This window comes from Streptomyces sp. NPDC054863 (genome assembly GCF_053610825.1).
Genome location: NZ_JBSGZD010000097.1, coordinates 1 through 26,752, shown reverse-complemented (window position 1 = coordinate 26,752; position 26,752 = coordinate 1). Strand labels below are relative to the sequence as shown.

Here is a 26,752-nt window from a genome sequence, read left to right as displayed (position 1 = left end):
GCCCAACAGTCCCGGTGTACGGCTTCGCCGCACTCCGGGCCGGCGCCTTCGGCTCCGGGGGTCGGATCGCTCCGCGATCCAGCGACGGGCCGCGCTCCGCGCGCCCCTGAAAAGCGCAACAGCGGTAGTATGACGGGGTGTCGGATCCGGGTAAAGGGGACGGTGCGAGGGGCGGCCCCCCTCCGGAGCGGGCCGAAAACCCCACCCGTACCGGGCCGGAACCGGGCTGAATCCTCTGGCCTCACGACATGACGCTACCAGTTTCGGACACTTCCTGTCACTCCCTCGGATTCGGGTGCGTCACTTTTAGAGGGGCGCTACCTTGGTTCGACGGAATAGACATCCTCTCGGCCCTCTGGGCGCCGGGAATTCTGCACTACTGCGTCATCTGCTTTCACCGGTGGGCGGTGCAGGGATATCAACCGTAGCGAATACAGCCGGTGTGCCGCAGGGCCACGGGAAAAGAGCAGCATCTTAGTCAGGAAAGGGTTCTGTCCTATGCCGAGGGACGCGTTGCGTCCGCACCAGGAGGAGGCGGTCGATGCCGCGCTTCGCCATCTTCAGCTCCCGGTTGGCTCTCCGGTGCCGGAGGACGGGCTGCGCTGCCAGGTGATCGCTGCGACCGGATCGGGCAAGACCCGGATCGCGGCCGTGACGGCTCAACGCCTGCATGCCCGCCGGGTGTTGGTGCTGGTGCCGACGCTGGATCTGCTGACGCAGATGGCCGCTGAGTGGCGGCGGGCCGGACGGAGCGGGGCCATGGTGGGGGCGTGCTCGCTGGCGGGCGCGGAGTCCGGTGGCATCCCCTGCACCACGAACCCGGCGGAGCTGCTGGCGTGGGCCGGGGGCGAGGACACGGTCACGGTGTTCAGCACTTATGCCTCCGCCTCCACCACCGTGCAGCGAGCCCACGAGCTGGGCATGGGGCCGTTCGACCTGATGATCTTGGACGAAGCCCACCGCACAAGTGGTGACGCGTCGAAGCCGTGGGCGGCGGTGCACGACCAGACGAAGATCCCGGCAGTCCGGCGTCTGTACATGACCGCCACCCCTCGGATCTGGGAGGCGGCCGAGGACGCCCGTAGGGGCGGCCGGGAGGCGCCGCGGTTGATCGCAAGTATGAGTCCGGACTCGCTTGTATTCGGACCTGTGGCGTGGAAATTGACGCTCTCACAGGCGATTTCGCGCGGTCTGATTGCGCCGTACCAGGTGATCTGTGTCGACATCCGCGATCCCAAGATCTATGCCGCGCAGGCGGCCGGCGACCGCGGTTCCAACCTGGTGCGCGGGGCGCGGCTGGCCGCGCTCCAGGCGGGCCTGGTGACCGCCGCCGCGGACGAGAATCTGCGTAAGACGCTGGCGTTCCACTCCCGGGTCGCGGAGGCAGAAGCCATGGCGGAGGGCCTTCCCGCGGTGGCGGCGCGGTTGTTCAGCGAGGATCCGAAGCGGTATCACCCGCCGGAGCGGGTGTGGGCGTCGTGGCTGTATGGGGAGCACGCGCCTGGTCATCGGCGGGCGGTGCTGTCGGAGTTCGAGTCGGACGTCATCATGCGTCCCGACGGCCAGGGCGCCTGTTCGGGGGTGGTGCATCCGGCGATGCTGAAGGTGATCAGCTCGGTGAAGATCCTGAGTGAGGGTCTTGATGTGGCCCGCTGTGATTCCGTGGCTTTTTGTGATGCGCGCGGTTCGATGGTCGACATTGTGCAGATGGTCGGCCGGGCTCTTCGTATGCAGCCGGGTGAGGGGAAAATTGCTTCGTTGGTGGTCCCGGTGTTCATCGGACCTGACGAGGAAGCCGGTGAGATGGTGGTTTCACCGGGCACGGAAACCCTCGGGAAGGTGCTTGAAGCCCTGCGGGCCCACGACACCGACACCATCGAGGCCCTTGCTGATCCCCGTGTCCGGAGCGGGAGTTGGGACACCGAGGATCTCGCAGAACCGGGTGACGAGGTGGACCAGGAGCAGCCGGGCGAGGCCCGTGGTCCGAGTGCTCCGGCGAGGGAGCTGTTGAAGTTCTCCACCCCCAGGGATCCGGCCGAGGTGGCACGGTTCGTGGCGTTGCGGGTGCTGCATCCGGAGACGGACTTCTGGCGCAACGGGATCACGGCTGCGGCCCGGTATGTGCGGGACGTCGCCCGGGGTGGGGAGTTGCGGGTGCCGTACGACTACGTCACCCCGGACGACTGGACGCCGTCGGGGTTTCCCTTGGGGACCTGGTTGCGGAACCAGCGCACCGCCCACGGCGCCAAGACACTGGAGCCCGAGCGGGTGCGGGAACTGGAGAAGCTGGGAGTGGTCTGGTCCCACCAGGACCATGCCTTCGAACAAGGCCTGGTAGCGGCACGGCACTGGGCTGCCGAGCACGGACACTTCCTCCCGTCGGCCAACGCCGTCTGGAACGGCTATCCGGTCGGGACGTGGGCGAAGAACCTCCGCACCGCCGCCCGGCTCGCGGACGCCCGCCTCCAGGATCTGCAGGAGCAGGGGGTTGAGGTCTCCGACGAGGAGGCGGTCGGTGGGCTGTCCTGGACGCGGCGGGAAGCATTGGACGAGATCGATCCTGGCTGGTGCCCGGCGTGGCACGCGGGATGGCAGCGCTGCCTGCGATTGGTGCAAAACCACCTGAAGAACGGCGGCCGTATGCCGATGGAGGCGGGGGTGGTCGTCGTCCAGGGCGAGGACCTCGGCCGGTGGGTACAAGGGTGCCGGTTCGGGTGGGAGGGACTCCTCCCCGCGCAGCAGTGGCTGCTGGAGAACGTGCTCGGGCTCGGGCCGGCCCAGGAGTCGGAGCGGCCGGTGAAACGCACGCAGGACGACAAGTGGATGCTCAACCTCGCGGCGGCGAAGGCATTCCACGCCCGTGAGGGGCATCTTCGGGTGCCGAGGAAGCATGAGGAGCACCTGGCGCCCGACGGGCTGGCAGGCACTCAGAGGGGTGCTGACGGTGTGGTGGGAGTGCGGTTGGGGTCGTGGCTCGACAACGTCCGGAAGCGGGAGAGCAAGCTCAGCCAGGAGCGGCGGGCGCAGCTTGAGGCGCTGGGCATGCGGTGGTCGACGTCCAGGGCGGGGCGGGCGTAGTGGTCCATTTGCAGGTGGTGTTAGCGGAGGCGTCATCGCCTTGGTGGGTGAGGGTGCGGGCCGGGGCGGCGCTCACCCTCCTTCGCTGGGGGCCTTGTCGGTGTAAGGACTCAGGACTTCCTTGACGGTTTGTCGTCAGGAGATTCTTGACGGTCTCGCTGGGTGCCCATGCCTTTGACGTAGAGCTTGGTGATCGGTCCGGGGTTCTTCCGGGGTCTGACGGCGAGTTCGTCTTCCCCGTGCAGGATCCGGAAGTGGGTGTCCTCGATGACGACGGTGACGATCTTCCCGGCATGCCGCGGGCCGAGCTTGATGAACTGGCCATTGATCATGAAACGGCCGCTGGCATGCACCTTGCGCTGGGCCCGGATGGAACCGGTCGGCAGTGGCGGAGGAGGCAGCGGTGTCGTCGCCGTCCGGGCCCCGCGGAGCTGCCCCAGACGGCTGGCCGGAACGGGACACGGCCACGTGCCCATCAGGGCGTTGTCGGCGATGGCATGCATGAGGTGCCCGTCCAGGATGAGTGTGATAGTGCGGCCCGCCAGGGCGAACCCGACCTGGTATTGGCCGCCTGCCAAGCCGACGAGGCCGTCCCGCTGGACCTTTCGCTCGACTTCGACCGGCTCGCCGGCGGCCAAGATGGCCTTGCCGCTCCGTGCCCTGGGCAGGGCAGACGTGACGGGTTCGGGACTGGCCGGGCGGGCGCCGTAGCGCATGGTCAGGTAGGCGAGATCCTCCGGCCGCAGCCGGGACGGGACTGTCGTGACCAGGTGCCCGTCGAGGAGGAAGTGGACGCTGCGATGGTCTGCCCAGACGGTCAGCGTCCTGCCGGCCAGTGCCTGGTGGATACCGACTCGCTGCCTGCCGGTCACCAGGGTGATCTCTCCGCTGGGTGGCACCCGCACTTCGAACTCGACGGCGGTCCCCTGCGGTGGCAGAGCCGGCGGTTCAATGACCTCGATGGACAACTGCGGCTTGACGAGGGCCTGTTGAGGGCGCTCATCACCGTCTCGAACGGGAGAGTGGGGGCGGAAGAGACTGACCGGGGTGGCCATGGTCAGAGCCTGGTGCGGGCGTTGGTGGTTGTAGGCGTGCACCCAGCCATCGATCGCTTCCTGGGCCGCGGCCAGCGACTCGAACGGCACCACGTGATCGAGGAACTCCTCACGCAGGGTGCGGTGAAAGCGTTCGATCTTGCCTGTGGTGGTGGGTGAACGCGGCTTGGTCAGCCGTTGAGTGATGCCGTTCTCCCGGCAGATCCGCTCGAAGAGCACCTCCACCGGCTGGGGGCGTATGTGACGGCCGGTGAACTGCTTGCCGTTGTCCGTCAGCACCTCGAAGGGCACTCCGTAGCGTCGCATCGCGGCGGTGAAGGCCGAGCACACAGCGCGGGCGCTGGGCACGGCCACGACGGAGGCGATCACGACGAACCGGGAGTGGTCGTCGATGCCGGTGACCATCTTGCATTCCCGCCTGGCTCTAGCAGTGAGTGCTGGCCCCGTCTTTGAGGCCGAGTTGGCCCCACCCTGTGTTGCCGGGACGGTGTAACAACGAGTTCTGGCCCCACCGGGGTTGGTTCGGTGGGATGCTCGTTGTGCTCCTCGCAGTGAGGGGGCACGATGCGGGTAACGAAGAGCAAAGTCCAGTTGTACGCGGCGATTCGCCGTGACCATCGGATGGAAGATCTGTCGATCCGTCTGCTGGCGGAGCGGTACGGGGTTCATCGCCGTGAGGTCCGCAAGGCGCTTCAGTCTGTGTTTCCGGAGCCGCGGAAGAAGATGAAGCCGCGGGGCTCTCGTCTGGATCCCTACAAGCCGGCGATCGACGGAATGCTCCGGGCGGATTTGGATGCGCCTCTCAAGCAGCGCCATTCGGTGAAGCGGATCTTCGATCGGCTGGTGGCGGAGCATGAGATGGAAGGCATCTCTTATTCCACGGTGTGTGATTACGTGCGGCTGCGGCGCCCGGAGATCAGGGTGGCGGCGGGTCGGTCGCCGAGGATGTTCATTCCGCAGACACACCAGCCCGGAGCGGAAGCTGAAGTCGACTTCGGCGACGTGATCGTACAACTGCGGGGAGAGAAGACCCGCTGCTATCTGTTCACGTTCCGGATGTCATACTCCGGCAAAGCGGTGCACCGGGTGTTCGCCTCCTGCGGGCAGGAGGCGTTTCTCGAAGGCCACCTGCACGCGTTCAGCGTCCTGGGCGGGATTCCGACCGGCAAAGTCCGATACGACAATCTCCGCTCCGCAGTCAGCCAGGTGCTGGGCTTTGCCCGCACCCGCGTGGAGAACGAGCGATGGGTTGCGTTCCGCTCGCACTATGGACTGGATGCTTTCTACTGCCGCCCAGGCCTTGAAGGCGCCCATGAAAAGGGCGGCGTCGAGGGCGAAGTGGGCCGTTTCCGCCGCAATCACTTCGTGCCGGTGCCCGAGGTCGACACGCTCGCCGAGCTCAACGCCCGCCTCGATGCTGCCTGCATTGCTGACGACGAACGGCGGATCGGCCGACGCACGCACACCGTCGGCCTCTACTTCGCCACCGAACAGCCGCTGCTCAAGGCACTTCCGGAGGAGGAATTCGAGACCGCGCGGGTGCTGCACCCGCGGGTGGACCGCTACGGGCAGGTCACGGTCCGCCAGTGCCACTACTCCGTGCCCATCCGGCTGGTCGGCCAGCGCGTCCGGGTCTTTCTGCACGCCTCGGAACTGGTCGTCTACGACGGTGCCGACGAAGTCGCCCGGCACGAGCGGCTGACTACCCGCTACGGATCAAAGCTCGTTCTGGACCACTACCTCGAAGCCCTGGCCCGCAAGCCCGGCGCCCTGCCCGGGGCCACCGCGCTCGAACAGGCCAGAGCCTCGGGCATGTTCACCACCGCGCATGAAGCCTGGTGGTCGGCGGCCCGCAAGGCATACGGCGACGCAGACGGCACCCGCGCACTGATCGAAGTCCTGCTGCTGCACCGCCGCCTCGCCCACCAGGACGTGGTCGCCGGCATCACCGCGGCGGTGTCGGTCGGCGCACTGACCGCGGACGCGGTCGCGCTGGAAGCCCGCAAAGCGGCCGGCACCCGCGGCACCATCCAGGCCCTGCCGCCAACGGCGGCTCCGCCGCCGCGGTCTGGGGCCACGGTGACCTCACTGACCGAACGCCGACTGCGGGCCGAGCTGCCGCCCGACACCCGCCCACCGTTGATGCCTACGACCAGCTCCTGCGGCACCCGCCGCGAACCCGCCGCAGCCCCAAGGGACAAGCCCCATGACCACCAGGAACCACCACGGAGTGACCGAACAGGCCGCCGACGCCGCCATCCTGCAGTCCTGCCGGATGCTCCGACTGCCCACGATCAGGGCCCAGTTCGCTGCGACCGCCGAATCGGCCGAGCGGGAACACCTCTCCTACCTCGGCTTCCTTGCCGAACTGCTGATGGCCGAGTGCGAGGACCGCGACCGGCGCCGCTCAGAACGGCGGATCAAAGCGGCCGGCTTCCCCCGTAGTAAATGGCTCTCCGACTTCGACTTCGACGCCAACCCCAACGTCCAGCCCGCCACCATCCACACCCTCGCCACCTGCGACTGGGTCCGCAACGGCCAGCCGCTCTGCCTGATCGGCGACTCCGGAACCGGCAAGTCCCATCTTCTGATCGCCCTGGGCACCGCAGCCGCCATGGCCGGCTTCCGCGTCCGCTACACACTCGCCGCGAAACTCGTCAACGAACTCGTCGAGGCCGCGGACGAGAAGCAACTCACGAAAACCATCGCCCGATACGGCCGAGTCGACCTTCTATGCATCGACGAACTCGGCTACATGGAACTCGACAAACGCGGTGCTGAACTCCTCTTCCAGGTATTAACCGAAAGGGAAGAGAAGAACAGCGTCGCCATCGCCTCGAACGAATCCTTCTCAGGCTGGACGAAGACATTTACCGATCCTCGGCTCTGCGCGGCCATCGTCGACCGGCTGACCTTCGGCAGCAACTTCATCGAGACCGGAACCGAATCCTACCGGCTCTCCCACACCCGAGCTCAGCAGCAGTCCGCACTCAGCTCATAGACCTCAACTGCCGCCGCCAGTCCTTCGACCGCCGCCACTGCCGCCGCTGCTGCTGTCAGGCGGATTGGCCTCGGAGACCGAAATCGTGCGCCGCTCGTGGATGGAGCCGTGCAGCTTTTCAATCGACGCTCGGGCTTCCTCGGGAGTGGACATTTCCACGAAACCGAAACCCTTACTCCGTCCTGAGTGGAAGTCACGGATCACTTTGACGAAGCTGACCGTTCCGAACGGCGAGAAGAGTTCTCTCAACCCGTCATCGTCAACCGATTCACTCAGACCTCCGACATAGAGCCTCTTGTTCATGCAGTTCCCCTCCCACTGAGCCGACCGCCAACTTGGCGAGACTGCCCCCTTGCGCAGTGGGGCCAAACCTCGCCCACAGAACATGCCCTGAAGATCGGTAAGTGGGGCCGGAACTCGTTCCTAGCTGGGGCCAAACTTCATCGGCGAAGCCACCCGCCCGTCGGCCAGCGGAACCCCGCCGACCAGGTCCATCTGCCACAGGTGCATGGGTGCTTCGCGCTGCCAGCGGCGGTACTTGCGCGGGTGCTGCTGTTCCTGGGTGCGGACCAGGCCGTTGCGGGACAGCACCCGGTGCACCGTGGCCCGCGACGGCGCCGGCTCCTGCCCGCGGACGGCCAACTCGTGCGAGATGCGGCGGGCACCCCACCGGGGGTGCCGACGGCGAAGCTCGCAGATCTCGGCTTCCACCTCGGCGGGCAGGCGGGTGGGACTGTTCCTCGGGCGCCGGGAGCGGTCCAGCAGGCCGGGCATGCCTTCCTGCTCGAACCGCCGCCGCCAGCTGTAGAGAGTCTGACGCGAGGTCCCGTACCGGACTGCGACCTCCCCGACCGGAGACCCGCCGAGCACCTCACGCACGGCTCGGTAGCGGTACTCGGCCAACTGCTGTACGTCCACGCCACCAACGCAAGCACCACTGCCGCACCGGTTGTCAGGAGATGGCGAACGTTCAGCCGAAGGTGTCAACCATGTCCCGAGGACAAATCGTCAAGCATCTCTTGAGACCTCACAGTGTGGATCCTCTGGAGGGGTGATCAGCAAGCTTCTTCCAACCTCAGCTTGAGCAGGTCATGTGGTCGGGACTGCTGGCCGCAGGGTGCACCCGGTGTCGCCGTACCCGTCCGCGACCGTCCGCGCCCGCTCCAGCACGCCCGCCCGCACGATCCGCTCCACACCGGTGCAAGTACAAGTGTCCCTTGCCCCACGTCCGGCTGCAGTAGGGCCAGTTGTGCGACAGAAGTGGTACTGCGGGCGTGTTGTGCGGACAGGTGGGCGGGGCGTCCGCGCCGGCCTTGCCCGCGCCCCCCCACCACCGGCCACTCCGTCAGCTCCCGCTCTTTCCCCACGGGGGTGAATCTTCCCTCGCGTACGCGAGCGCAGCAGGGGCGTATACCCCTAACGAATTGGGGTGCAATACGAGGACGGTCGGCCGCGGCGCTCGGACAGTTGGGCTACCTGGTTGGGCTACCTGATCGGGGCGTCGGGGGCGGGCCCGTCGGTGCTCCTGATCAAAGTGGATAGGTATTCGGGGTGCTCTTCAATCACGAGGTGTCCGGCTTCTGCGACCACGCCCAGTTCGGTACCGAGTGTGGCCCGCACGGCCGGGCCGAGCCGCCGCGGCGGGAGGAAGACGTCGTGCTGACCGGTGACGATCAGGCGGGGGATGGGCCGCACGGGCAGGGTGGCAGCGCCGGGCGCCCCGCTGGAGCGGGAATGCCGGGCGACCAGCGTCATCCAGTTCACCAGTTCCTCGCGGGGGTGATGGCCAGGCGCGAGCATGGCGCGCAGGAGGCGGGCGCTGTGTGTCGGTGCGGGCCGGAGGAACCAGACGGCTGATGCTGCCAGCACGGCGGGGGTCAACCTCAGCGTGGTCAGTCCGCCGGGGGAAACCAGGACGAGCCGGTCGATCCGGGGAGAGGCGCTGGACAGCGCGATGGCGGCACCGAAGGAGTGACCCATCACCGCTACCGGGTCGGACGAGATCTTCTCGATCACCTCGCTCAGCCACACGCCATACCAGGACAACTGGCCGCCGGAAAGGGGGCGTTCGTCAGAGCTGAGGCCGGGCTGGCCCGGTACGTCTACCAAAACGACCCGGTAGCCGGCGGCGACCAGAGCCGTGGCCAGCGGCAGGGACGCGGCGGCGTTGAAGTTGGTGCCCGGGACGAACATGACCGTCGTGGCGCCGCCGCCAGCGAGGACCACCTGGGTCTGCACATGCTGGGCCGTCACCGTCTTCCGCTCGTGCGGCACCTGCCACGCGGCGGGCTGGTCGAGGCACCAGCGTCGGATGAGCTCCCTGCCCGTCGTACGGCGTAGATAGAGTCCACGGGTCGAGTATCGCGCCTCGCCTCGGCCTCCTCCTGGCTGGGGCCGCCCTGGGGAACTGGAGTGGGCCTGTTTGGGCCGTGACATGAGAAGAGCCGCACAGGTTGGGTGAGTTGTGAAGCTGACCTGGGCCCGTGCGGCCTGTTCCCACCCTGCCCTGTCCGGTGTCTCCCGTGCCCATTTCGGCGTTCTGCTCGAACAGCTCGCTCACCCGTGGGAAGCCACCCGGGATTCCGTTCTGCGTGCCGAGCGCGGCGGACCTCGGCGGCGGGCAGCCGGGGCCGGACGCAAGCCGAAACTGGTCCTCTTCGACCGGCTGCTGGTCACCCTGGTCCATCTGCGGCACGGACTGCCGCACGCGGTCCTGGCCGAGTTCTTCGACGTGGACCGCTCCACGGTGTCCACCGCGATCCGCCAGATCCGTCCCCTTCTCGCGGCCCGGGGCTTCGCCGTCCCCGAGCGGCTCGGCCTGCGGCTGAAGACGTTGGAGGACGTCTTCGCCTACGCCGACACCGAGGGGGTCGAGCTGCGGCTGGACGGGGCGGAGACCCAGGTCCGCCGTCCGCAGGCCGGCCGACCCGGCCGCCGGGCGTTCATCTCGGGCAAGCGGAGACAGAACACGATCAAGACGACGACGTTCAGCGACGGCCAGGGGGGCATGTTGCTGTCCGGTGTCGTTCGGCCGGGCCGCATGCATGACCAAACGGCGGTCCGCAGCGAGGGCATTGCCGAGCAGTTCCGCCACCGCCCCCGTGTGAAAGCCGAGGTCGATTCCGGGTATCAAGGACTGGCCAAGGAGTTTCCCCGCCAGGTGAGCGCCCCGCCGAAGAAGCCGAAAGGCGACGTCTGCGACGGCGACAAGTACGCCTGGCGCGAACGCAGCGCCGCCAGTCCTCGGCCCGGATCTGCGTCGAGCACACCAACGCCGAACTGCGGCAATGGGCGCCACTCCGGCGGTTTACCGGCCGCCGCGAAACGTATGCCGAGACCCACATCGCGATCGCCTGCCTGGTCTCCGACCGAGCCGCCCAGCGGCCTACCCGCCCCCGGGCGAGCACCGAACTCGTACTCGCCCGCGACTCCGTCCGGTGATCAACCATCAGCCGAACCACCAGGCCAGCACACCCCGAGCTCAATACCCCCGAGGTCGTTAGGTGTTGAGAAAGTCGCCCGTGTGCTTTGAGCATCTCACGGACCATCGTCCCAATCTCGCGAGAGCCCAGCCCAAAGGCCAACCTCCCCTGCGACGGGATGCCGCGACAGGCCGCTGACGCTCTGGTGCCTGTTTGCCGCTTGCTGTTTCCTCGGGGCGGTGTAGCTGCGATGCTGCTGGCGTGATGCTGAAGACGCTGTTGCTTGCGGGCTTCTGGGGCGGGTTCATACTGGAGATACGTGCCCTCGACAGATTTCGCAATGAGGTACGGAAGTTGCCTTCCGGATTCGGTGCGCATCCCGGGGCGGAACTTGTGCATCCGGGAATGCGCCGCTACCGGGCTTGGTGCAGGTTCCGCGCGGGGCTGATGCTCGTAGGCGTGTGCGTCATGTCGCTTCTCATCGCCGTGGCGTGGTTCGACGGCAGCTTGGAGGGAGACGAATATTACACGCCTCTGCTGGCGCTATTCCCCGTGATCGTCATGATGCCCAGGCAGGGGCGCAGAGGAGTTCGCAGCGCACTTGCCGTTGCCCTCGTGGTGGTGGGTGAGGCGCTCGTCGTCTGGGCCCATCCGAACCAGCTGCCATACGTCGGCGCGGCTTTGCTCGTAATGGGCCTGGCATTTTCCGCCGAACTAGCCATCGGAGCAGTCTGGGCAGGGGCGGCTGCGGCCACTTTCTATGCCGCAGCCATCTGGAAGCAATCGGTACTCGAGGCATGGGTAGCGGCCAACCGGCCGTGGGTAGCCGGTGGTTGCGCCCTCATCTTTCTACTGTTGGCGTTGGTGTTGGCGTCCGCCGGAGGCCCAACGGCGGCCCGTCGGAGAAGTACGCTGAAGTGAGTTGACGGGACGTCAAGCAGGCGGCCTGCGAGGAAGATCCAGAGGAACAGGGGGGCATTTCATGGGGCAAGCCCCGTCGTCGGTCCTTCAGATTGCTCTCCTGATTCTGTTCGTGCTCCCCGGGCTCACATATCAATTCCTGAGGGAGCGTTGGCGCGGACCTGTGCCAGGTGAACAGAATCTGGGGCAGCGCATGGTCCGCGCCGTCTTTGCATCGATCCTTTTGGACACGGTGTACGCGCTGGCCGCCGGCCCCCAGCTCCTTAGACTGGCCCGGGGCGAAGGTCACTCGGGCTGGACCGTCCTGGCCGAACGGCCGCGGGTGGCGGCCCTAGTAGCACTGCTGCTGTTCGCCGTTGTCCCGGCCGTTGCCGCCTGTGCGGTGTCTTGGTGGGAACGGCGGAAGCTACGCAGTCGCTACAGCGTCACGGCAACCGCCTGGGAGCACATGTTCCGTGACCGGGCCCGCTGCTACGTCAGGGTGCGGCTCAGGGACGGCTCGTGGGCGGGGGGCCGCTACGGGCACGGTTCGTACGCGACATCGTACCCGCAGCCAGCCGAACTCTACTTGGAGGAGTCCTGGCGCATGGCACCCGACGGTAGCTTCGTCGCGCCGGTAGTCAACTCAGGAGGTCTGTACGTGAGGTCTGCCGACATAGACCTCCTGGAACTGGTGCGGGAGCAACTGCCCCCCGATGCACCACCTGTACCCGGAGTGGGACGGGGATCTTGACCACGAAGGTCGGATGACAGATGTGAAGGAGAAGACAGTGACGAGTCCGGCAAGCGACGGCCCCGAGCCGACATCCGGGTTGACTCCGGCTGAACTACGATTCCTCGACGACCCCGGCGAGGCTAGGGGCCACACTCCGCGGGCGCTGCCCGATGACGCCCCGATGGGGCCGCCGCCCAGCGGTCCCGCAGGCGTCTCACCGCCGACGGGAGCACCCGGGGTCAGTGCAGATGCGGTGAACGAGCAGCCCCCACGGAATCCCGAGGACGAGTGACGCGGTGGGAGGGGCGGGCTTCACGCGCCGAAATGGACGTGGCCTGCCCACAGCGCTGGGAAGTTCGGATAGTTCGACCGAGCAGCGAGAGTCGCCCTGTGCATTGCCAGCGCCACATCCACAGGGGTGTGCGGGTCGCGTGCCATGGAGCCGACCTCCGTGTAGAAGTCCTGGGCGAACTGCACAGCGGTGTTGTCCCACGTGGACCAGAGTGTGGCGATGACATGGGAGAACCCGGCCAACTGGAACGACGAGGCCACATGGATTGCCTCGTCGAGGAGCCGAATGCCGGTCCGGGCGGTGTCGCAGGCCGATAAGTAGGCGACATGCGCCTTGCTCAGGTCGAGCAAGGAGATCGTCCTCCAGTCGAAGGGTGACTGCTCATGGTCGTGGAGCAGCAGACGGTTGCGGGAGGACGTCTCGGGGTCGGTCACGCCGTGACAGGCAAAGTGGGCCCAGGTGGAGGCAGGGAGCGCCTCCTGGATCCGTTCGGCGGTGGCCTCCGCGTCGGCGAACGACAGTGCCTGGGGGAAGCAGCCACGGACGATGTCAGCCTCGGGGCCCGCGGCAGGTAGTGGGCGTGCGCCGGGTGTCCTGGACAGAGCTACGACGAGGACGTGCTGCGTGGCTGGCCGTGGCCGTTGTCGCGCTTCGACGAGGGCTCGGGCCGTGGGAGCGTATGAGGAAATGGCTCGGTCGATGAGCGTGAGGGGCTCGACGGTATCGCGGGTTGAGTGGTGGCCTGCGGCATGGAGCGGAAGCAAGGACATAGGACCAATGGGGATCCACCAAATGTGCTGCCACGGCTCTCCTTGCCCGTGCGGCTCCAGACCCAGGTCGCGCACGACGGGTTGCACGATCCATGTCCACAGCCAGACAAGGACCTGGTCGACCTCGGCTTCGCCCTTCGCGGTGCGCAGCGCGCTCAGCCCGTTCTGCAACAGCCAAATCTGGTCGGCAACCGCTTTGGGCGTGACGGCTTTCCGGTCCAGTGGCAGCGAGTGGACTCCCTCAGCAGTGACCATGATCGCATCAGACCCGTATTTGCTGACATTGACGTATACGACGGGCCCCTCCGCAGCCATGCGTGTCAGATCGTCCCAGTCCAGGGCGTGCGCGAAGTCGGTGAACCCATGGAGAGCCCGGATGCGTCTGAGCAGGGACCGCCGATCCGCCAACGAAGCGCCCGGGGATCTCATCAATCGGACGTACTCCGCTGCGATTTCGGGGTGCTCGTCCCGTAACGAGCGCGCCTTCCCCCGTGCCTCCAGGCCGTGAGCGAGCACGATGCCCCGGCCGTCCTCCAGGAGAGCGACGGCTTTGGCCGGTTCGCCCGTGGCCACCGCGCAGCTCGCAGCCGCAGCCGCCACCCCACTCAAGCGGCCGAGTCTGAACTCCTGGTCGATCAGAGGAAGTTCGGGGGGCGCGAACAGGGGCAGCAGCGCGATGACGCTCTCAAAAGCCCGCACCGCCTCATCGTTCTCACCCTCGCTCGCCGCGCATTGGCTCCACCACAACCCGTTCACCAGACGGGTCGCAACGTCGGCCGAGGGATGGTCATGGGCTTCACGCGCCAGGGCTAGCGCCTGTTCGAGGTCCGTATGGTCACCGTGTTCCTCGAATCGACGGTGTGTCAGAGACGCCAAGACCGTAAGGGCTCGCGCGCGTAGTGGATGTTCCGTTGGGAGGCGGCTCAAGGTCGACTCGACGAAGGTCACCGCTTCGTCAAGATCGGCTGGGTCACCGCGCCGTTCGAACCGACTCTTGAGGGCGAGGGAGAGGTTGTGTGCTGCGCTGGAGTACAAATGCGGACGCTTCTTGATGCGCCTCACGGCCCTTCTGCCGGCCTCTACGGCGTCATCCAGATCAATGAGGCTCCCGCCCGCGCTAGACCGTTGCACCAGCCGGTGACACAGGTTGGCCTCGTCGATCGCGTTGGCGCGCAGCCCTCTTCGGCGGCGGGAAGCCGCTTCCCGTTGCAGTTCCACCGCCTTGTCCAGGTCGTCCAAGGACTCCGTACGCTCGTACTGGGCGGCCCATGCGGCGCTCAGGGAACGAAGGCACGCCACGCGGTCGACGTGCCGTGAGGGAATGATGGACAGAGCGAGGCTTCCGGTCTCCAGAGCCGCCTGCAGATCCGCGCACTCGCCGTCCCTTTCGTACCGCACTCGCAGAGCCATGCTCAGTTCCGACAAGAGCCGGGCGCGGTAAGGGTCCTTGACGGATATCCGGGTGGCCGCGTCGTGGCCGGTCTCGATGGCGCGGTCCAAGTCTACGGTCTGGAGCGTATGCCCGTACCGAGCGCGTAGTGCGCCGACCAGATTGGCGACATGATTGAAGTGGTGCGAGTGCCCCCGGCTTTTGCGCACCGCATGCGTGAACTTCCCGATGACCGCATCGAGATCTTTGAGATCCCCGCGCTGCTCGTAGACGCCTGCCTGCCATCTGCCATCGGCCGCCAAGGTCGATGCGATGTGCGGACTGTACTCGGAGTCGCGTTGCATGCGCCGACGGTCGAAACACCCCCTGACCGCGGCAGCCAGCTGCCAGACGATGATCAGTGCTACACACGCAGGCAGGAACCAGCTGTCCAGTTGATCGCCCTTCAGGTGCCCCAGGGAATTTCCGAAGAGTAGAATTCCCGCGAAGGTCCCGGACCAGCGCTGCCAGGGCTCGACGGCTCTGTCCCCAACGAGCCAGCTGGCGGCCGCGACGCCCACCCCGAAGACAGCGGCCACTTCCCACCACAACGTCATGGCGTCGCATTATCGTCGATCGCGGGGCCGGTCGACAGTCCACCAACGGGGAGTTCAGGCTTGAGGAACTTCGAGGAACCACCCAACAGCGAGGAACCGCAAGACCCCCTGGCGCTCTTCAAAGCGAGGGACCTCGGGGCCATGCGCGTCCTGGCCCGCCACGTTGCTCCACTTCGCACCGATGTCACCAATGCCGTCTGCGAACAGCTGCCCGGTGCCTCCGGAACGGGCGTGACCTCCTGGCTGGCGGTAGCGATGAGCCAGCACCTGTCGACCGCGCCCGATGCGTTGGCAGACCTTGAACCAAGGCTCGCGCCCGATCATCTGGCCAGTGTGTTACTGCCGGGCCTCATGCTCTATCCGGTTTGGTACGAACTGCGGTTGCGCGCCCGCCTGGAGTCAGCCCCTGAAGGGGACCCTCGGCCGACAGCCGCGCTGCGCGCATTCCATGGCGGGGCGCAGCGAGAGGTCGACCGACTGGTCGGTGGTTTCCTCAGGATCGGCACCATTGAGGAGATGCGCAGGCAACAGGCCGATGTTTTGCGGGAGTTAGGCGCGGAAGCGGATGAGTGGGCCTCGTCGGCCTGGGGCGGATGGGCCCTGTTGGGTTTTATCGACGCTGTCCGGACGCATCCCACCCTTCCACGCCCGGGCCGAGCGCGGTGGCGCTTGCCGTGGAATCGCGCACGCGGAAGAGCAGCGGGAGTGGCCCTTCAGCTGGGCGAAGCCCTACTACTGAGTACGGCGCTCGCGCTCCTGGAGGCGGACGGGCTGATGTCCCGCCCATGAGCCTCCTCTACCAGCCCTGTGGACTGGCCCGTGAATTGCCAGGCCCCGACAACCTCTATCGCAGCCGCTGGCCTGGCACGCGGGTCACACCTACTGGAAGACTCCCTTGAGGTCACTAGCAATCGGACGCTGCGCCCTCCACACGCGGATGTGACGATCGACGGCGTACCACCTCGTTCGATCAGTACCAGCGTCCCGAGCTTGGCTACTACACCGGCGACGTTGTCGAAGAGCTCTGCGGCGGCGATGACCAGCCGTGACGTCAGCGATCCTTCCGGGCCAGCTTAGTGGTTGTTGTCTTTCCGGACTTGAAAGCTGCGTTTCTGCTGGTCAGGTATGGGGTCGGCAGTCTCGGGGAGTGGTTACGTGTCGTGTCGTCGCTCTAGTGGAGGTGGGATGCCGTCGGTCGTGGGGCTGCTGGAAGAGCGCGAGCTGGCCGCTCGCCGTCGTGTGGACGCGCTGCGGGAGGAGGCGGACCGTGTCCAGGCCGAGCTGGTCGTGGCCGAGCGGGAGTGTAATGAGTGGATCATCGCCAGTTCACGCGTCGGCGAGGTGCTGTCCCCGGGCGGAGGCGACGTCGTCGGCCCGGATGCTGCCGAGGAGTCGGCGGACTGTGGTGAACCGCCGGTGCCGCCTGCATCTTCGGGGGCGGCGAAGTCGAAATCGGTGGTGCCGATGTGGCGTGTGGGCGTGGCCTGGTCGGCACTGCCGGCGGACTACCAGCGCATCGTGCAGGCTCTCGCGGACCGTAACCGTCTCGGTCAAGGTCCGCTGACGTGCCAGGAGATGGCGGGCAGTTTCGGTCTGGACCCGGTGCCCGCGAAGATCGAGGCGTTGCGGTCGAAGGCGAAGCGGCTGACAGCGCGCGGGTGGCTGGCCGAGCCGGCGCCGGGCCGCTTCACGCTCTCGAAGGCCGTGGCCGGGCCAGGCGGCGGGCCATGAGCAGGGTCATCGACCAGTAGACCATCGCCTCCGCGCTGCCGGTGGATCGCTCGAAGTCGCGCACGAGGCGGCGGCTTCGCATCAGGTGGGCGAAGAACCTCTCCACGATCCACCGCTTGGGCAACACGACGAAGCCGCACATGTCGTCACTGCGCTTGACGATCGCCAGGACCAGGGCAAGGGCGGCCAGGCAGTGCTCGCCGAGGCTGCCGGTATAGCCACCGTCGGCCCAGACCAGGGTCAGCAGGTGGTGCGCGGCAGCGACCTGGGCGATCAGGATGTGGGCGGCGGCTCGGTCGCCGATGTCTGCGGCGGTGACCATCACCCCCAGCAGCAGGCCGACGGTGTCGACCACCACGTGGCGCTTGCGGCCGTTGATCAGCTTGCCGCCGTCGAAGCCCCGGCTGTCATGGCTGACGACGGCGTCCGCCTTGACGGACTGGGAGTCGATCACGCCCGCGCTCGGCTCTGGGTCCCGGCCAGCCTGCTCGCGGACCTTGCGGCGGAGCCGGTCGTGGAACTCCCGGACCAGACCGCGCTCGCGCCAGCGGCGGAAGAACGCGTAGACCCGGTCCCACGGCGGGAAGTCGGCCGGCATCGCCCGCCACTTCGTTCCGTTGTCTACGAGGTAGTGAATCGCGTCCAGTATCGCGCGGTGGCAGTAAGCCTCCGGCTGCTTACCCCGCCCGCGCAGCCATCCCGGCACCGGCAGCAGCGGCCGCACCACCGCCCACTCCGCATCGGACATGTCCGTGGGGTAACGTCGCACACGGACCCCGTGGTCGGCGGCGTTCCCGAACCGGTGCGCCAGGCAGTCGCACGCGAGGGTGACCGGACTGGGCCCCGCTCCCGTGATGCCGTAGAACTGCGACAACAGGGCCTCCCGGACCGCTCTTTGGCGTAGACACCTTCGAGCTACCAAGAGGCCCTGCTTTCATGCACGGCGGCCGTTGCACTCACCCGATCGAGACTCCCGTTCGACCAGCACCGCTCAAGATCGGACGGACAACAGCCACTGAGTCCACAGAGCGATGGAGCATGCGCCGCGCGGATCCGAAAACGACGCCAGGACCACCCCAGCTACTGCCTGTGATCGAGACGTGTCGCCTCTTCAGCAAGCGGCGTCGCACCTGCCTGGGTGGACGTTGTGGCCGGTTTGGCGTGTTTTGGAGGTGCCGGAGCACTGTGCGGAGCCTTCGCCGCGGGTCCAGAGGTGGGTGGTCAGCCCTTGCGCTTGGTGAGTGCTGGCGTTGCGTACAGGGCCTCGATCAGCTTGAGGCTGCGGGGGTCATCGCCGGTGGTGCTGCCGCCGAACTTGTTCATCGTGTACGCGTAGGAGAGGCGGTTTTCCGGGTCGGCGAAGGCGAGGGAGCCGCCGGCGCCGCCGTGGCCGAAGCTGGCGTGGTTGGGTCCGAAGTAGCCGGAGGTGTTGAGCATGAAGCCGCTGGCCCAGGAGTTGGGCAGGTTGCCCAGGGCGGGGCTGAGCACCCGGTCCGGTTCGCCGGGGCGGCTCTGTTGTTCCCGCATCGCCGCGAGAGAAGCAGGGCCGACCAGTTCCCCGTTGGCGAGAGTGCGGTAGACCGTTGCCAGGCCGCGTGCGGTGGCGTTGCCGTTGCCGGCGGGGATCTCGGCGGAGCGGCAACGGGCGCTGTTGACATCGCCTACGGGGAGGTGGCCCATGGCCAGTGCCATTGGGGCGAGCGGGTGGTCGTTCAGCGACCGGACCGGTCCGCCGACCGGGCTGGTGAAGGCGCTGGTGAGATTGCCGTGGCCCTGGGGGCCGATCGTGTCGGCGCAGCGGGTGTGCTCTTGGGCAGGCGTGCCGATGTAGAGGTCGGCGCCGAGCGGTTCGGTGATCTCTTTGCGCAGGAAGGTGCCGAGGGAGAGGCCGGTGATGCGGCGTACGACCTCGCCGACGAGGAACCCGAAGCTGATGGCGTGGTACCCCTGCGCGGTGCCCGGCTCCCACCACGGTGTCGTGGCCGCCAGGGCTGCGCAGGTCTTCTCCCAGTCGTACACGTCGTCGATGGTCAGAGGCTCTTGTGGGCCGAGGAGTCCCGCGCGGTGGGGGAGCAGCCAGCGCACCGGCACGCTCGCCTTGCCGGCCTGCGCGAACTCGGGCCAGTACCGTGAGACAGGCGCGCCCAGGTCCAGCTCGCCGCGGTCTGCGAGCAGGTGGGCACATAGGGCGGTCATGCCCTTGCTGGTGGAGCAGACGTTGACGAGTGTGTCGCGCTTCCACGGGCGGGTGGCGGCGTCGTCGGCGTGCCCGCCCCACAGGTCGACGACGGTTTCGCCGTTGTGGGTCACCGCGAGTGCGGCGCCGACCTCTCCGCGCTCGGTGAAGTTGCGCTCGAATTCGGCTCGTATGTTCTCGAACTCGGGGGCACAGGTCCCCTGCACGGATGCCGTCACGGCCGCCGGCCTGTCTTGCTGGGCTTTGCTGGTGCTGTTCACTGGGCGTCGGGCTGCCAGAGAACGCGGATGCGGGAGCTGTCACGGGTGGCCTGGCGTTCGCCCATGACGAGGGCGCTTTCGGCTTCCTGTTGGCCCATGAAGTTGGGCGCGGCCATGTCGTCGCCGAAGTCCGGGTCGATGGCGAGGACCTTGCGCGTCTGCTGAGTCTGGGTGAGTTCGTCGTTCACGGTCGCGGCGATGGAGGCAAGGCGCGGCCCCTTGCCTGTGCTCTGGTCCCCCAGGGCGAAGCAGGAAAGGGCGAGGAGGACGTCCGTGGCGGGCGCTGCGGCTGCGTTGAGGTGGCTGAGGATGCCGCCGTCCATGTAGCGGCGGCCATGGACGGGGACGGTGGGGAAGATGGTCGGCACCGACATGCTTGCGGCGAGGGCGTACTGGAGCGGGACCCCTGAATCAGGACCCCACACGACGAGTTCGCCGGTGTTGGCATCGATCGCGGTGCACCGGAACGACTTGGGCCACGGGATGCCTGCGAATTGGCTCAGGAGGGACAGATAGGTCTCCTCATCCATCAGGCAATGCTCCTGCGCGACCCGCCCAACGGAGATCAGCGCACCGCGGGAGTCGGGGTCGGCTGCCACCTGCTGCATGGCACTCGCCAGTGCTTCCGAGCCCTTGGACCGTGCCGCGGGATCGAAGTGGTTGAAGAACTTCATGACGGCGGTGTGGGCATCGGTGAGACGTCGGCCGGTAGTGAGCAGCGCACCGGTGAGTGAGCCGGCGGACGTTCCCACGACCACGTCGGCCAGCGAAAGGTCGACGCCTTCCGCAGGCAGGGAAGCCATCAGGCCGGCCTGCCAGCCCACGCCGACGGCACCACCGCCTCCCAGGACCAGAGCGCGGGTGGGATGGGTTTTACGGTCGGACACGGTGAACTCTCCTCTGGTTGGACGCCCCGGAGTCAGGGGTCAGGAAGGACTTCATGAGGGGAAGCTCTGCCACGGAAGCGTGCTCGGTATAGGCAGGCCGGATGACAGTCGAAGAAGGTGCACCACGCGCACCGCCGCCGGTGGCCGTCGACAGCGATAGAGTGCAGATAGTGCAACCGTAGCGGCGGAGTGCAGATAGTGCAACGACGTGTCGTGCGAATGGCACGGCGGAGAGAACGGGAGAGATGCACGGTGGACGGGCAGCAGGAGCGCAAGACAGGGATGCGTGAGCGGCGGAGCCGGAACACAAAGGCCCGGCTCCGGGACGCCGCCACCGCGCTGGCGCGCACCGAGGGCCCGGACCGGATCACCGTGGACGCGATCTGCGCTGAAGCGGGAGTCTCCCGGCGTACCTTCTTCAACCATTTCGCCACCAAGGACGAGGTCTTCCTCGCCTGGGATCAATCGGACGCGGACCACATCGTTGAGCTGATCGCCGCCAGGCCAAGCCCAGAAAGCCCGGTGCGCGCCGCACTCCAAGCCCTCGCGCCGAAGATGACGGTGCTGTCCGATCACGGGTATCCCGACACGGTCCGCGAAGTCACCGGCCATGATCCCGGCCTGCACCAACATCTCAATGACATGGCGGAGAAGTTCTCTGCCGCCGTCGCCCTGGGCATCGCCCGGCGCCGCTCCCTGCCCGACGACTACACGGTTCAGCTGGCCGCCGCCTATGTCATCGCCTCGCTCCGGGTACTGGCGAGAGCCTCCACCAGTCTGGATGGCCCCGGACGGGCGCAGAGGCTGGAAGAAACCTGCCGGATACTCGAACGCGGCTTCCCGGCGGCGGAACAGGCAGAGCCCCCTGCCCAGGGCACAGCAGAGTGAACTTTCCAACCAAGTCGTAGAGCTTCGAACGAAACGGGCCGAGCCTCAAGGTCTCGGCCAGGCTCGACAACGGGATACTGCCCACTTTGACGTGCTCGCGCAGGCCAGCAGCGAGGCCCAGAGTCTCCTGGACCGCTCCTTGACGTAGACACCCATCGAGCTACCAAGAGGCCCTGCTTTCATGCACGGCGACCGCTGCACCCACCCGAGCGAGACTCCCGTTCGACCAGCACCACTCAAGATCGGAACGACAACAGCCACTGAAAGCCCCGGCCGGGGCACCCGGCACCGCTGCTGCCAACCAGACGCGCCGCCGGGCCTGCGGCGCTTCGTCTCTCTCCCCCGTACAGGCCGGGCTTCCTGCATCGTGGCGCTCTGCCGTGAGGCGGTCGTTGGCGCGGGGTTTCGCGCTGGTGAATGCGGGCGGCGGTGCGGCGGGGGTTGCCGATGGCGTCGTGGAGGGTCTGGAAGCCGTCGCGCTCCAGGCGGTGGAAGATCTGCCTGGCGGGGCCGTGCTCGCGCAGGCTGTTGAAGCTGGTGACGACGAGGGGGAGTTTCCCGTCGTACGAGGTGTACCCGTGGTGTGTGCTGCCTGCCCAGAGGTCCCAGGTCAGCTTCTCCATAGCGACGAGGGTTCCCAGGTTGCGTTCCCCGATCCGGTCAAGGAGAAGGGAGACGTCTTGTCACAGGACGAAGATGGACTTGCCGCGTGCTCCACCGGCACGGCTTCTGGCCAGGGCGGCGGGTTTCTGGGAATGCTGTTCTTCTGTCTCCAGCATGGCGCGCTCCACCACGAAGGGAAGGCCTCCCCTGGCCTGCCATCGGCAGAACTTCTCCACTCCCCAGCTTGACGCTCAGCGACGCGGGATGTCTCCAGCACGGCCCCGCCTTTCCGATGAGGCCGTAGCCTTCCCACTTGCGTCTGCCCTGGCGGTAGCCGCCTGGCCCGCCGCCGGCGTCGGCGACCGCACCCACGGAGCGAAGCGTTGACCAGGGGCTACGTCGTCGCGCCAGTACCTGAGAACGGTCTCCTGAACGACCTCGATTCGTTCCGCCGCGATGAGACACGAGACTGGCTCCAGCCCGCCCGCGTCCACCTCGAAGGCGACAAGGACAGGCGGTTCGTCACCGATCTGGCGGGTGACTCTCGCGAGCTCCTCGCTCGTCGGCGCGCGGAACACCGGGTCGAGAAACTTCGCCGGGCAGCTGACGAGAGTCGGATCGCCGAACAGCAGCTCCAAGCCGTGGTAGTAGGTGAGGTCATGGCTGGCCGCCAGCCGCAGCTCAGCTGCGTCCCAAGCGATGACATCCCAGTCCCACCAGGACCCCTCAGGGAGCTGGATGCCCACGTGGCGCCGTCCCGCGTCCATCCTCAGGCTCCCCTCGTCCGTTCGAACAGATCGACAGGCTACACACGGACTCAACGCTGCGGCCTGGCTTCTTACATGCCAGAGGCGACTGGGTAGTCCCCCTTCACCGAGTTGAACCCGCGGTACTTCGCGAAGCTGGTGACGATGCTGCGGCGCGAAGGCGCCGATGGTGTGCGACGTGGGCGGCCCGGGGCGCCCCTGGAAGACCGGGTGCTGCTGGTCTCGGCCTACTGGCGGACGAATCTGACGCTGCGACAGCTCGCTCTACTGTTCGGGGTGTCGAAGTCTGCCGCGGACCGCGTCAACAACCGCCCCGGCCCTCTACTCGCGCTCCCGGCCTCGCAAGCGGTTCCGCCGGGACACCGTCCTCCTCGCGGACGGCACCCTGGTGTCCACCTGCGACCACACGGAGCAGTCCAAGAACCACCGGTACTCCCCCACCACCAGGTCGTCATCGACGCCGACACCCACCTGGCTGTCGTGGTCGGACATCCACTGCCCGGCAACCACAACGGCCCCAGGGCATGGGAAAAATCCGGAGCCAAAGCCGCCGTCGGCAACACCATGACGATCACACCTGTGCGGTTGCCCGCCTGCCAGCCAGGCTCTCCCTTGGGGAGCCCGGCAATGGCGGTGGTCGAAAGTCGGGCCACCCGGCGGGATCGCACCGCGGGCGGCCCGTCGCATGCCTGCCTCAACCAGGCGCGGCTCCAGCGGTTACGGCTCTCTTCACCAATCATCCTGACGAGGGCGCCTTCGGTCGCCGGCTCAGCTCAGGGCCTTCCCGGAGGTGTTCATGGGAGCGGCTGGCTAGCGTCTTGAGGAACAGCGTTGTGCGTCGGCACGGGTTCGGGCCGGGTGGGCCACCGTGCCGCTCAACCGAGCAGGGGGACCCTCATGAAAGCACGCAAGGCGCTGGCCTCTGTTGGCGTTATGACAGCGGTAACCGCCGGACTCGTGCTGACCGGACCGGTCACCGAAGCCCAGGCGGCGGCCAGGCTCGCCTGCGCACAGATCTCGGGCAACCCTGCCGGGGCCTGCATCGACGAGCTTGGCTTCAGGCGCTACCGGGTCACCGTCTGGGACAACAAGTGCGACGGACACCGTGTCTACGCCCAGTACAACTTCCATCCGAACGGCGACCGGAAGTTCGCTCCGGCGACTGCCTGCGGGAAGAATTACAGCTACTCGTTCAACATCAACTTCAACGCGGCGTACGGCGGCTCGATCAGGGTCTGCATCGAGGACTGGGGGCCGAACACCTGCTCCAAAAGGAAGCAGTGGACCTGACAACCACGTGAGGCGGGACCGCCCTGCCTCTCCCGCAACACCCGCCTGGCCGCCCGCGTTCAGCAGTTGGAGAAGCGACTGTCGCAGGCCCTGGGAGCTCAGGCCTGGCAGGAGTCAGCTCGGAGCCCCAGCGGACATCGACGAGCTCCAGCGGAAGACCACGAGGCTGGAGCAGCGCAACGTCGAACTTGCCTCCGCGCTGGAGGAGGCCCAGCCGATCTTGATGCCGCGCGGGACCTGGCCAGAGCTCTGAACCAACGCGGCTGAGCCAACGGCTGTGTCGGAGCGCCTTTCTGCTCTTCAGGAGCATGACCAGACCGGGGAAAACAGTGGTTGTGCCGGGTGCCTGGCGTGATGTCCATACGGCTGGCACCCGTTCAAGATGGGGCGTATCCCGGATGGCTGGTGGCCCTGGCTGTTCCTAACCTCGCATCATGACCTTTCGTCGTTCATGGTTATCAGCTGCGGTGCTGGCGCTGGCAGTGTCATCTCTGCCGTCCGTTGCGGCTTCAGCCACGCCACGCCCATCCGGCACGGCGTGGTCTGTGCAACGTGACGCCGACGCACTCCGGGATACCGGGGTCACCGGGGTAGCGGTTCGCCTGGAGACCCCGCGCGGGACGGTCACGGCCCGCTCGGGGGTGAGGGATCTGGTCACTGGCCGCCCGGTTCCGAAGGACGGCTATCTGCGTCTGGGCAGTACCACCAAGACGTTCGTCGCCACCGTCATGATGCAACTGGTGGGCGAAAATCGGATCTCCCTCGACCAGACGGTGGAGCAGCTGCTGCCCGGGGTCGTGTCCGGTGCTGGAAACGACGGCCGGACCATCACCGTCCGCGACCTGCTGCGGCACACCAGTGGCCTGTCCGACTACATCTATGACGTCTTCCCCAATCCCAGTACCCAGACCTACTTCGCCAACCGGTGGCGTGCCTACAAGCCCGAAGAGCTGGTGGACCTGGCCATGCGCCATGAACCTGCCTTCCCGGCAGGCACCCGCTGGGCGTACTCCAACACGAATTACGTGCTCGCCGGAATGATCATCGAGAAGATCACAGGCCGCACCTGGGAACAGCAGGTCCACGACCGCATCCTGCGCCCGCTCGGCCTGCAGCACACCGACACCCCCGGCACCTGGCCCTTCCTTCCGCATCCGCACACGGCCAACTACCAGCAGTTCACCGTGGACGGCCCGATGATCGACACCACGATCCCCTACCGCCCCTTCGACAGCGGGGCCGACGGCTCGATGACCGGCACAGCCCGCGACCTCAACCGCTTCTTCGCCGCACTGGCAAGCGGACAGCTACTGAAGCCTGCCGAACTCGCCGCCATGCGGACCACCATTCCGGTGCCCCAGGACAGCGGTCACCCGCAAGGCAGCCGGGACGGCCTTGGACTGTTCTTCACACCCCTGTCCTGCGGCGGCGGCTACCTCGGACATGGAGGAAGCGGCTTCGGATATGTCATCCGGGCAGCGACAACCATGGACGGTCAGCGCACCATCGCTGTCTCCGCGCACAGCCGCTCCGCGGACCCGCAGACTGCGGCCCGCCAGGAAGACGCGCTGCGCAACCTCATCGACCACGCCCTATGCAGCGCCACTTGAATGCACTCGGCCCCGAGCCCCATCTCAAGTAGCGCCACAGGTGTTGCACACGATGTCGTCGCTCGCACCGGCGCTGAGCTGCACAAAGTGGTCCCCAATCGCCTCGCACCACACGGTTGCCCCCAGAGAATGCGGTAAACGCCCTGGGCTACTCGCACACGACCCCATGAGGCAGTCAGCGTGTGCGAAGCACCTCGGGAGCCGGGGCGTCCCCCGACGAGGCTGGATAGGACACGCACGCCACGGACCGCGCAGGCCTCTCTCTACGAGGGCACGGCCCTGGAGCAACCGACAGACCGCTGGCTTCCGGCAGTTACTTGACCTCCGCACGCACTCCGGTACGGCATCTGGCCGTGATCTCGGCGGCCTCTTCGAGTGTGTAGGACTGGCCGCAGGCTGCCATGGCGGCATCGCTGGGCTGCAGATTGCCGAAGGTGCTTGTGGTCCACCCAGATACAGTTCGCCACCTTGATGTCCTTCGACGGGGATCCGGGGCTGCTGGGCAGCGTCATCTTCAGGGTGCGGCACCGCATGACGCCGTCCTCCAGACCGGCGGGCCTCATGTCCCGGGGCGGGCCGTCCTGGGGGCCTTCCACCCATTCTGCTCGGCCCCCTGGGGGTGTTTGTCCTGCTCGGCGTACACGGCGTCCAGGGTCTTCTGCGGGTCCTCGATGTCGCCGTAGTACCCGAGGAGGTGCACGACCTTGACCGTCTTCATGTCGTCGCTGTCGGTGTAACTGGCCGCCGCCGAGCGGGGATTGGCAATGCCGTATCCGGTGACCTGCTCCCTCTCCTGGGCGGTCAGGCCGGTGACCTTCACGGAGCCCGCCCGGTAGGTCTTCTTGTACGCGCCCAGTGCCGGCGGCATCACCAACTTGTACTTCCTGCCCTCGACGGGGCCATTCGCACTGCCGCCGGCCGGATGGTCACTTTCTTGTCGGCGGGGCCCTTCGCCTCGGCCGCGGCGGGAGTGCTGGCGCCGTCCCCTCCCACGAAGAAGTACGCACCCCCGCCCGCCGCCGCGACCACCACCGCCGCGAGGCCCACGATCAGGCCGGTCTTCCTTCTCGGCTCTGGTGCGCCCGGGAACGACTGCCGGCCGTACGGGTCCGGCTGATGGTGACTCATCTACGAGGTTCCCCTCCAGGTGCTCAAGTGTCCCGAACATCCTCGGCGTTCTCGGGGCGAAGGCCCATCTCCCGTGTGGTGCTGAAGCCTCCGAAGATCACAACTGCCTCCAGACTGTCGCACGATGTGTGGTGGTGCGGCCGGAGAGGCC

At 67.1% G+C, this 26,752-nt stretch carries 20 protein-coding genes and 4 pseudogenes; 12 read left to right on the top strand and 12 right to left on the bottom strand.

Annotated features, from left to right (window positions below; genetic code table 11):
* The first annotated feature begins 498 nt into the window (after nt 1-498).
* The gene (locus tag ACWGIG_RS19115; protein ID WP_453322790.1) at nt 499-3,078 is read left to right on the top strand and encodes a Helicase associated domain protein; all 2,580 of its coding nucleotides are present in this window, start codon (nt 499-501) and stop codon (nt 3,076-3,078) included.
* Nucleotides 3,079-3,188: 110 nt separating this feature from the next.
* Here the strand turns inward: ACWGIG_RS19115 and ACWGIG_RS19110 are convergent.
* Nucleotides 3,189-4,547: pseudogene (locus tag ACWGIG_RS19110) on the bottom strand (integrase core domain-containing protein); the annotation flags it as partial.
* A 150-nt stretch (nt 4,548-4,697) separates the two neighbouring features.
* On the opposite strand from ACWGIG_RS19110, the pseudogene istA reads away from it, so the two are divergent.
* A pseudogene (gene istA, locus ACWGIG_RS19105) lies at nt 4,698-6,314 on the top strand (IS21 family transposase); the annotation flags it as partial.
* A gap of 25 nt (nt 6,315-6,339) precedes the next feature.
* Nucleotides 6,340-7,134 carry an IS21-like element helper ATPase IstB gene (gene istB / locus ACWGIG_RS19100; RefSeq protein ID WP_453322789.1) on the top strand — a complete coding sequence of 265 codons (795 nt, stop codon included), beginning with the start codon at nt 6,340-6,342 and terminating at the stop codon, nt 7,132-7,134.
* Nucleotides 7,135-7,137: 3 nt separating this feature from the next.
* On the opposite strand, the gene ACWGIG_RS19095 is transcribed toward istB, so the two are convergent.
* The 3 genes and pseudogenes from ACWGIG_RS19095 to ACWGIG_RS19085 all read right to left on the bottom strand — a co-directional run bounded on the left by ACWGIG_RS19095 (nt 7,138) and on the right by ACWGIG_RS19085 (nt 9,387).
* Complete coding sequence (locus ACWGIG_RS19095) at nt 7,138-7,437, bottom strand: RNA recognition motif domain-containing protein (protein ID WP_453322788.1); 300 nt, start codon at nt 7,435-7,437, stop codon at nt 7,138-7,140.
* Between the two features lie 153 nt (nt 7,438-7,590).
* Nucleotides 7,591-8,052 (bottom strand): annotated as a pseudogene (locus ACWGIG_RS19090) (helix-turn-helix domain-containing protein); the annotation flags it as partial.
* Between the two features lie 567 nt (nt 8,053-8,619).
* Nucleotides 8,620-9,387, bottom strand: coding sequence for an alpha/beta fold hydrolase (locus ACWGIG_RS19085; RefSeq protein WP_453322787.1), 768 nt, complete (start codon nt 9,385-9,387; stop codon nt 8,620-8,622).
* Nucleotides 9,388-9,598: 211 nt separating this feature from the next.
* Here ACWGIG_RS19085 and ACWGIG_RS19080 point away from each other — a divergent pair, with 211 nt between their 5' ends.
* The 3 genes from ACWGIG_RS19080 to ACWGIG_RS19070 all read left to right on the top strand — a co-directional run bounded on the left by ACWGIG_RS19080 (nt 9,599) and on the right by ACWGIG_RS19070 (nt 12,210).
* Nucleotides 9,599-10,666, top strand: coding sequence for a transposase family protein (locus tag ACWGIG_RS19080; protein ID WP_453322786.1), 1,068 nt, complete (start codon nt 9,599-9,601; stop codon nt 10,664-10,666).
* Nucleotides 10,667-10,817: 151 nt separating this feature from the next.
* Nucleotides 10,818-11,477 (top strand): hypothetical protein, encoded by a 660-nt coding sequence (locus ACWGIG_RS19075; RefSeq protein WP_453322785.1) that lies wholly within the window; start codon nt 10,818-10,820, stop codon nt 11,475-11,477.
* Nucleotides 11,478-11,538: 61 nt separating this feature from the next.
* Nucleotides 11,539-12,210 (top strand): DUF6338 family protein, encoded by a 672-nt coding sequence (locus tag ACWGIG_RS19070; protein ID WP_453322784.1) that lies wholly within the window; start codon nt 11,539-11,541, stop codon nt 12,208-12,210.
* A gap of 294 nt (nt 12,211-12,504) precedes the next feature.
* Here ACWGIG_RS19070 and ACWGIG_RS19065 read toward each other — a convergent pair whose 3' ends face one another.
* On the bottom strand, nt 12,505-15,240 hold the full coding sequence (locus ACWGIG_RS19065; RefSeq protein WP_453322783.1) for a CHAT domain-containing protein: 2,736 nt from the start codon (nt 15,238-15,240) through the stop codon (nt 12,505-12,507).
* Nucleotides 15,241-15,300: 60 nt separating this feature from the next.
* On the opposite strand from ACWGIG_RS19065, the gene ACWGIG_RS19060 reads away from it, so the two are divergent.
* Together ACWGIG_RS19060 and ACWGIG_RS19055 are read left to right on the top strand one after the other, a co-directional pair.
* A complete protein-coding gene (locus tag ACWGIG_RS19060) occupies nt 15,301-16,029 on the top strand; it encodes a hypothetical protein (protein WP_453322782.1) in 729 nt (242 codons plus the stop codon).
* A gap of 396 nt (nt 16,030-16,425) precedes the next feature.
* Nucleotides 16,426-16,971 (top strand): hypothetical protein, encoded by a 546-nt coding sequence (locus ACWGIG_RS19055; RefSeq protein ID WP_453322781.1) that lies wholly within the window; start codon nt 16,426-16,428, stop codon nt 16,969-16,971.
* On the opposite strand, the gene ACWGIG_RS19050 is transcribed toward ACWGIG_RS19055, so the two are convergent.
* From ACWGIG_RS19050 to ACWGIG_RS19040, 3 genes are all read right to left on the bottom strand, one after another.
* Nucleotides 16,928-17,719 (bottom strand): IS5 family transposase, encoded by a 792-nt coding sequence (locus tag ACWGIG_RS19050; protein WP_453322780.1) that lies wholly within the window; start codon nt 17,717-17,719, stop codon nt 16,928-16,930. The genes ACWGIG_RS19055 and ACWGIG_RS19050 overlap by 44 nt on opposite strands.
* Nucleotides 17,720-18,192: 473 nt before the next feature.
* Nucleotides 18,193-19,386 carry a serine hydrolase domain-containing protein gene (locus ACWGIG_RS19045; protein WP_453322779.1) on the bottom strand — a complete coding sequence of 398 codons (1,194 nt, stop codon included), beginning with the start codon at nt 19,384-19,386 and terminating at the stop codon, nt 18,193-18,195.
* Between the two features lie 38 nt (nt 19,387-19,424).
* On the bottom strand, nt 19,425-20,315 hold the full coding sequence (locus tag ACWGIG_RS19040; protein ID WP_453322778.1) for a patatin-like phospholipase family protein: 891 nt from the start codon (nt 20,313-20,315) through the stop codon (nt 19,425-19,427).
* Nucleotides 20,316-20,567: 252 nt separating this feature from the next.
* On the opposite strand from ACWGIG_RS19040, the gene ACWGIG_RS19035 reads away from it, so the two are divergent.
* On the top strand, nt 20,568-21,203 hold the full coding sequence (locus ACWGIG_RS19035; protein ID WP_453322777.1) for a TetR/AcrR family transcriptional regulator: 636 nt from the start codon (nt 20,568-20,570) through the stop codon (nt 21,201-21,203).
* Nucleotides 21,204-21,439: 236 nt separating this feature from the next.
* Here ACWGIG_RS19035 and ACWGIG_RS19030 read toward each other — a convergent pair whose 3' ends face one another.
* Both ACWGIG_RS19030 and ACWGIG_RS19025 read right to left on the bottom strand, forming a co-directional pair.
* Complete coding sequence (locus tag ACWGIG_RS19030; protein WP_453322776.1) at nt 21,440-21,826, bottom strand: hypothetical protein; 387 nt, start codon at nt 21,824-21,826, stop codon at nt 21,440-21,442.
* 231 nt (nt 21,827-22,057) lie between these two features.
* Nucleotides 22,058-22,552: a hypothetical protein gene (locus ACWGIG_RS19025; protein ID WP_453322775.1), complete on the bottom strand. Its 495-nt coding sequence runs from the start codon at nt 22,550-22,552 to the stop codon at nt 22,058-22,060.
* A gap of 132 nt (nt 22,553-22,684) precedes the next feature.
* On the opposite strand from ACWGIG_RS19025, the pseudogene ACWGIG_RS19020 reads away from it, so the two are divergent.
* The 3 genes and pseudogenes from ACWGIG_RS19020 to ACWGIG_RS19010 all read left to right on the top strand — a co-directional run.
* Nucleotides 22,685-23,146, top strand: a pseudogene (locus ACWGIG_RS19020) (helix-turn-helix domain-containing protein); the annotation flags it as partial.
* 360 nt (nt 23,147-23,506) lie between these two features.
* The gene (locus ACWGIG_RS19015; protein WP_453322774.1) at nt 23,507-23,863 is read left to right on the top strand and encodes a hypothetical protein; all 357 of its coding nucleotides are present in this window, start codon (nt 23,507-23,509) and stop codon (nt 23,861-23,863) included.
* Between the two features lie 434 nt (nt 23,864-24,297).
* Nucleotides 24,298-25,473, top strand: a complete 1,176-nt coding sequence (locus ACWGIG_RS19010; protein ID WP_453322773.1) for a serine hydrolase domain-containing protein — start codon at nt 24,298-24,300, stop codon at nt 25,471-25,473.
* A gap of 559 nt (nt 25,474-26,032) precedes the next feature.
* Here ACWGIG_RS19010 and ACWGIG_RS19005 read toward each other — a convergent pair.
* Both ACWGIG_RS19005 and ACWGIG_RS19000 read right to left on the bottom strand, forming a co-directional pair.
* Entirely contained in the window at nt 26,033-26,341 is a 309-nt protein-coding gene (locus tag ACWGIG_RS19005) for a hypothetical protein (protein WP_453322772.1), read from the bottom strand.
* Nucleotides 26,341-26,601 (bottom strand): hypothetical protein, encoded by a 261-nt coding sequence (locus tag ACWGIG_RS19000; protein WP_453322771.1) that lies wholly within the window; start codon nt 26,599-26,601, stop codon nt 26,341-26,343. Before ACWGIG_RS19000 ends, ACWGIG_RS19005 begins: the two co-directional genes overlap by 1 nt.
* Nucleotides 26,602-26,752 lie beyond the last annotated feature (151 nt).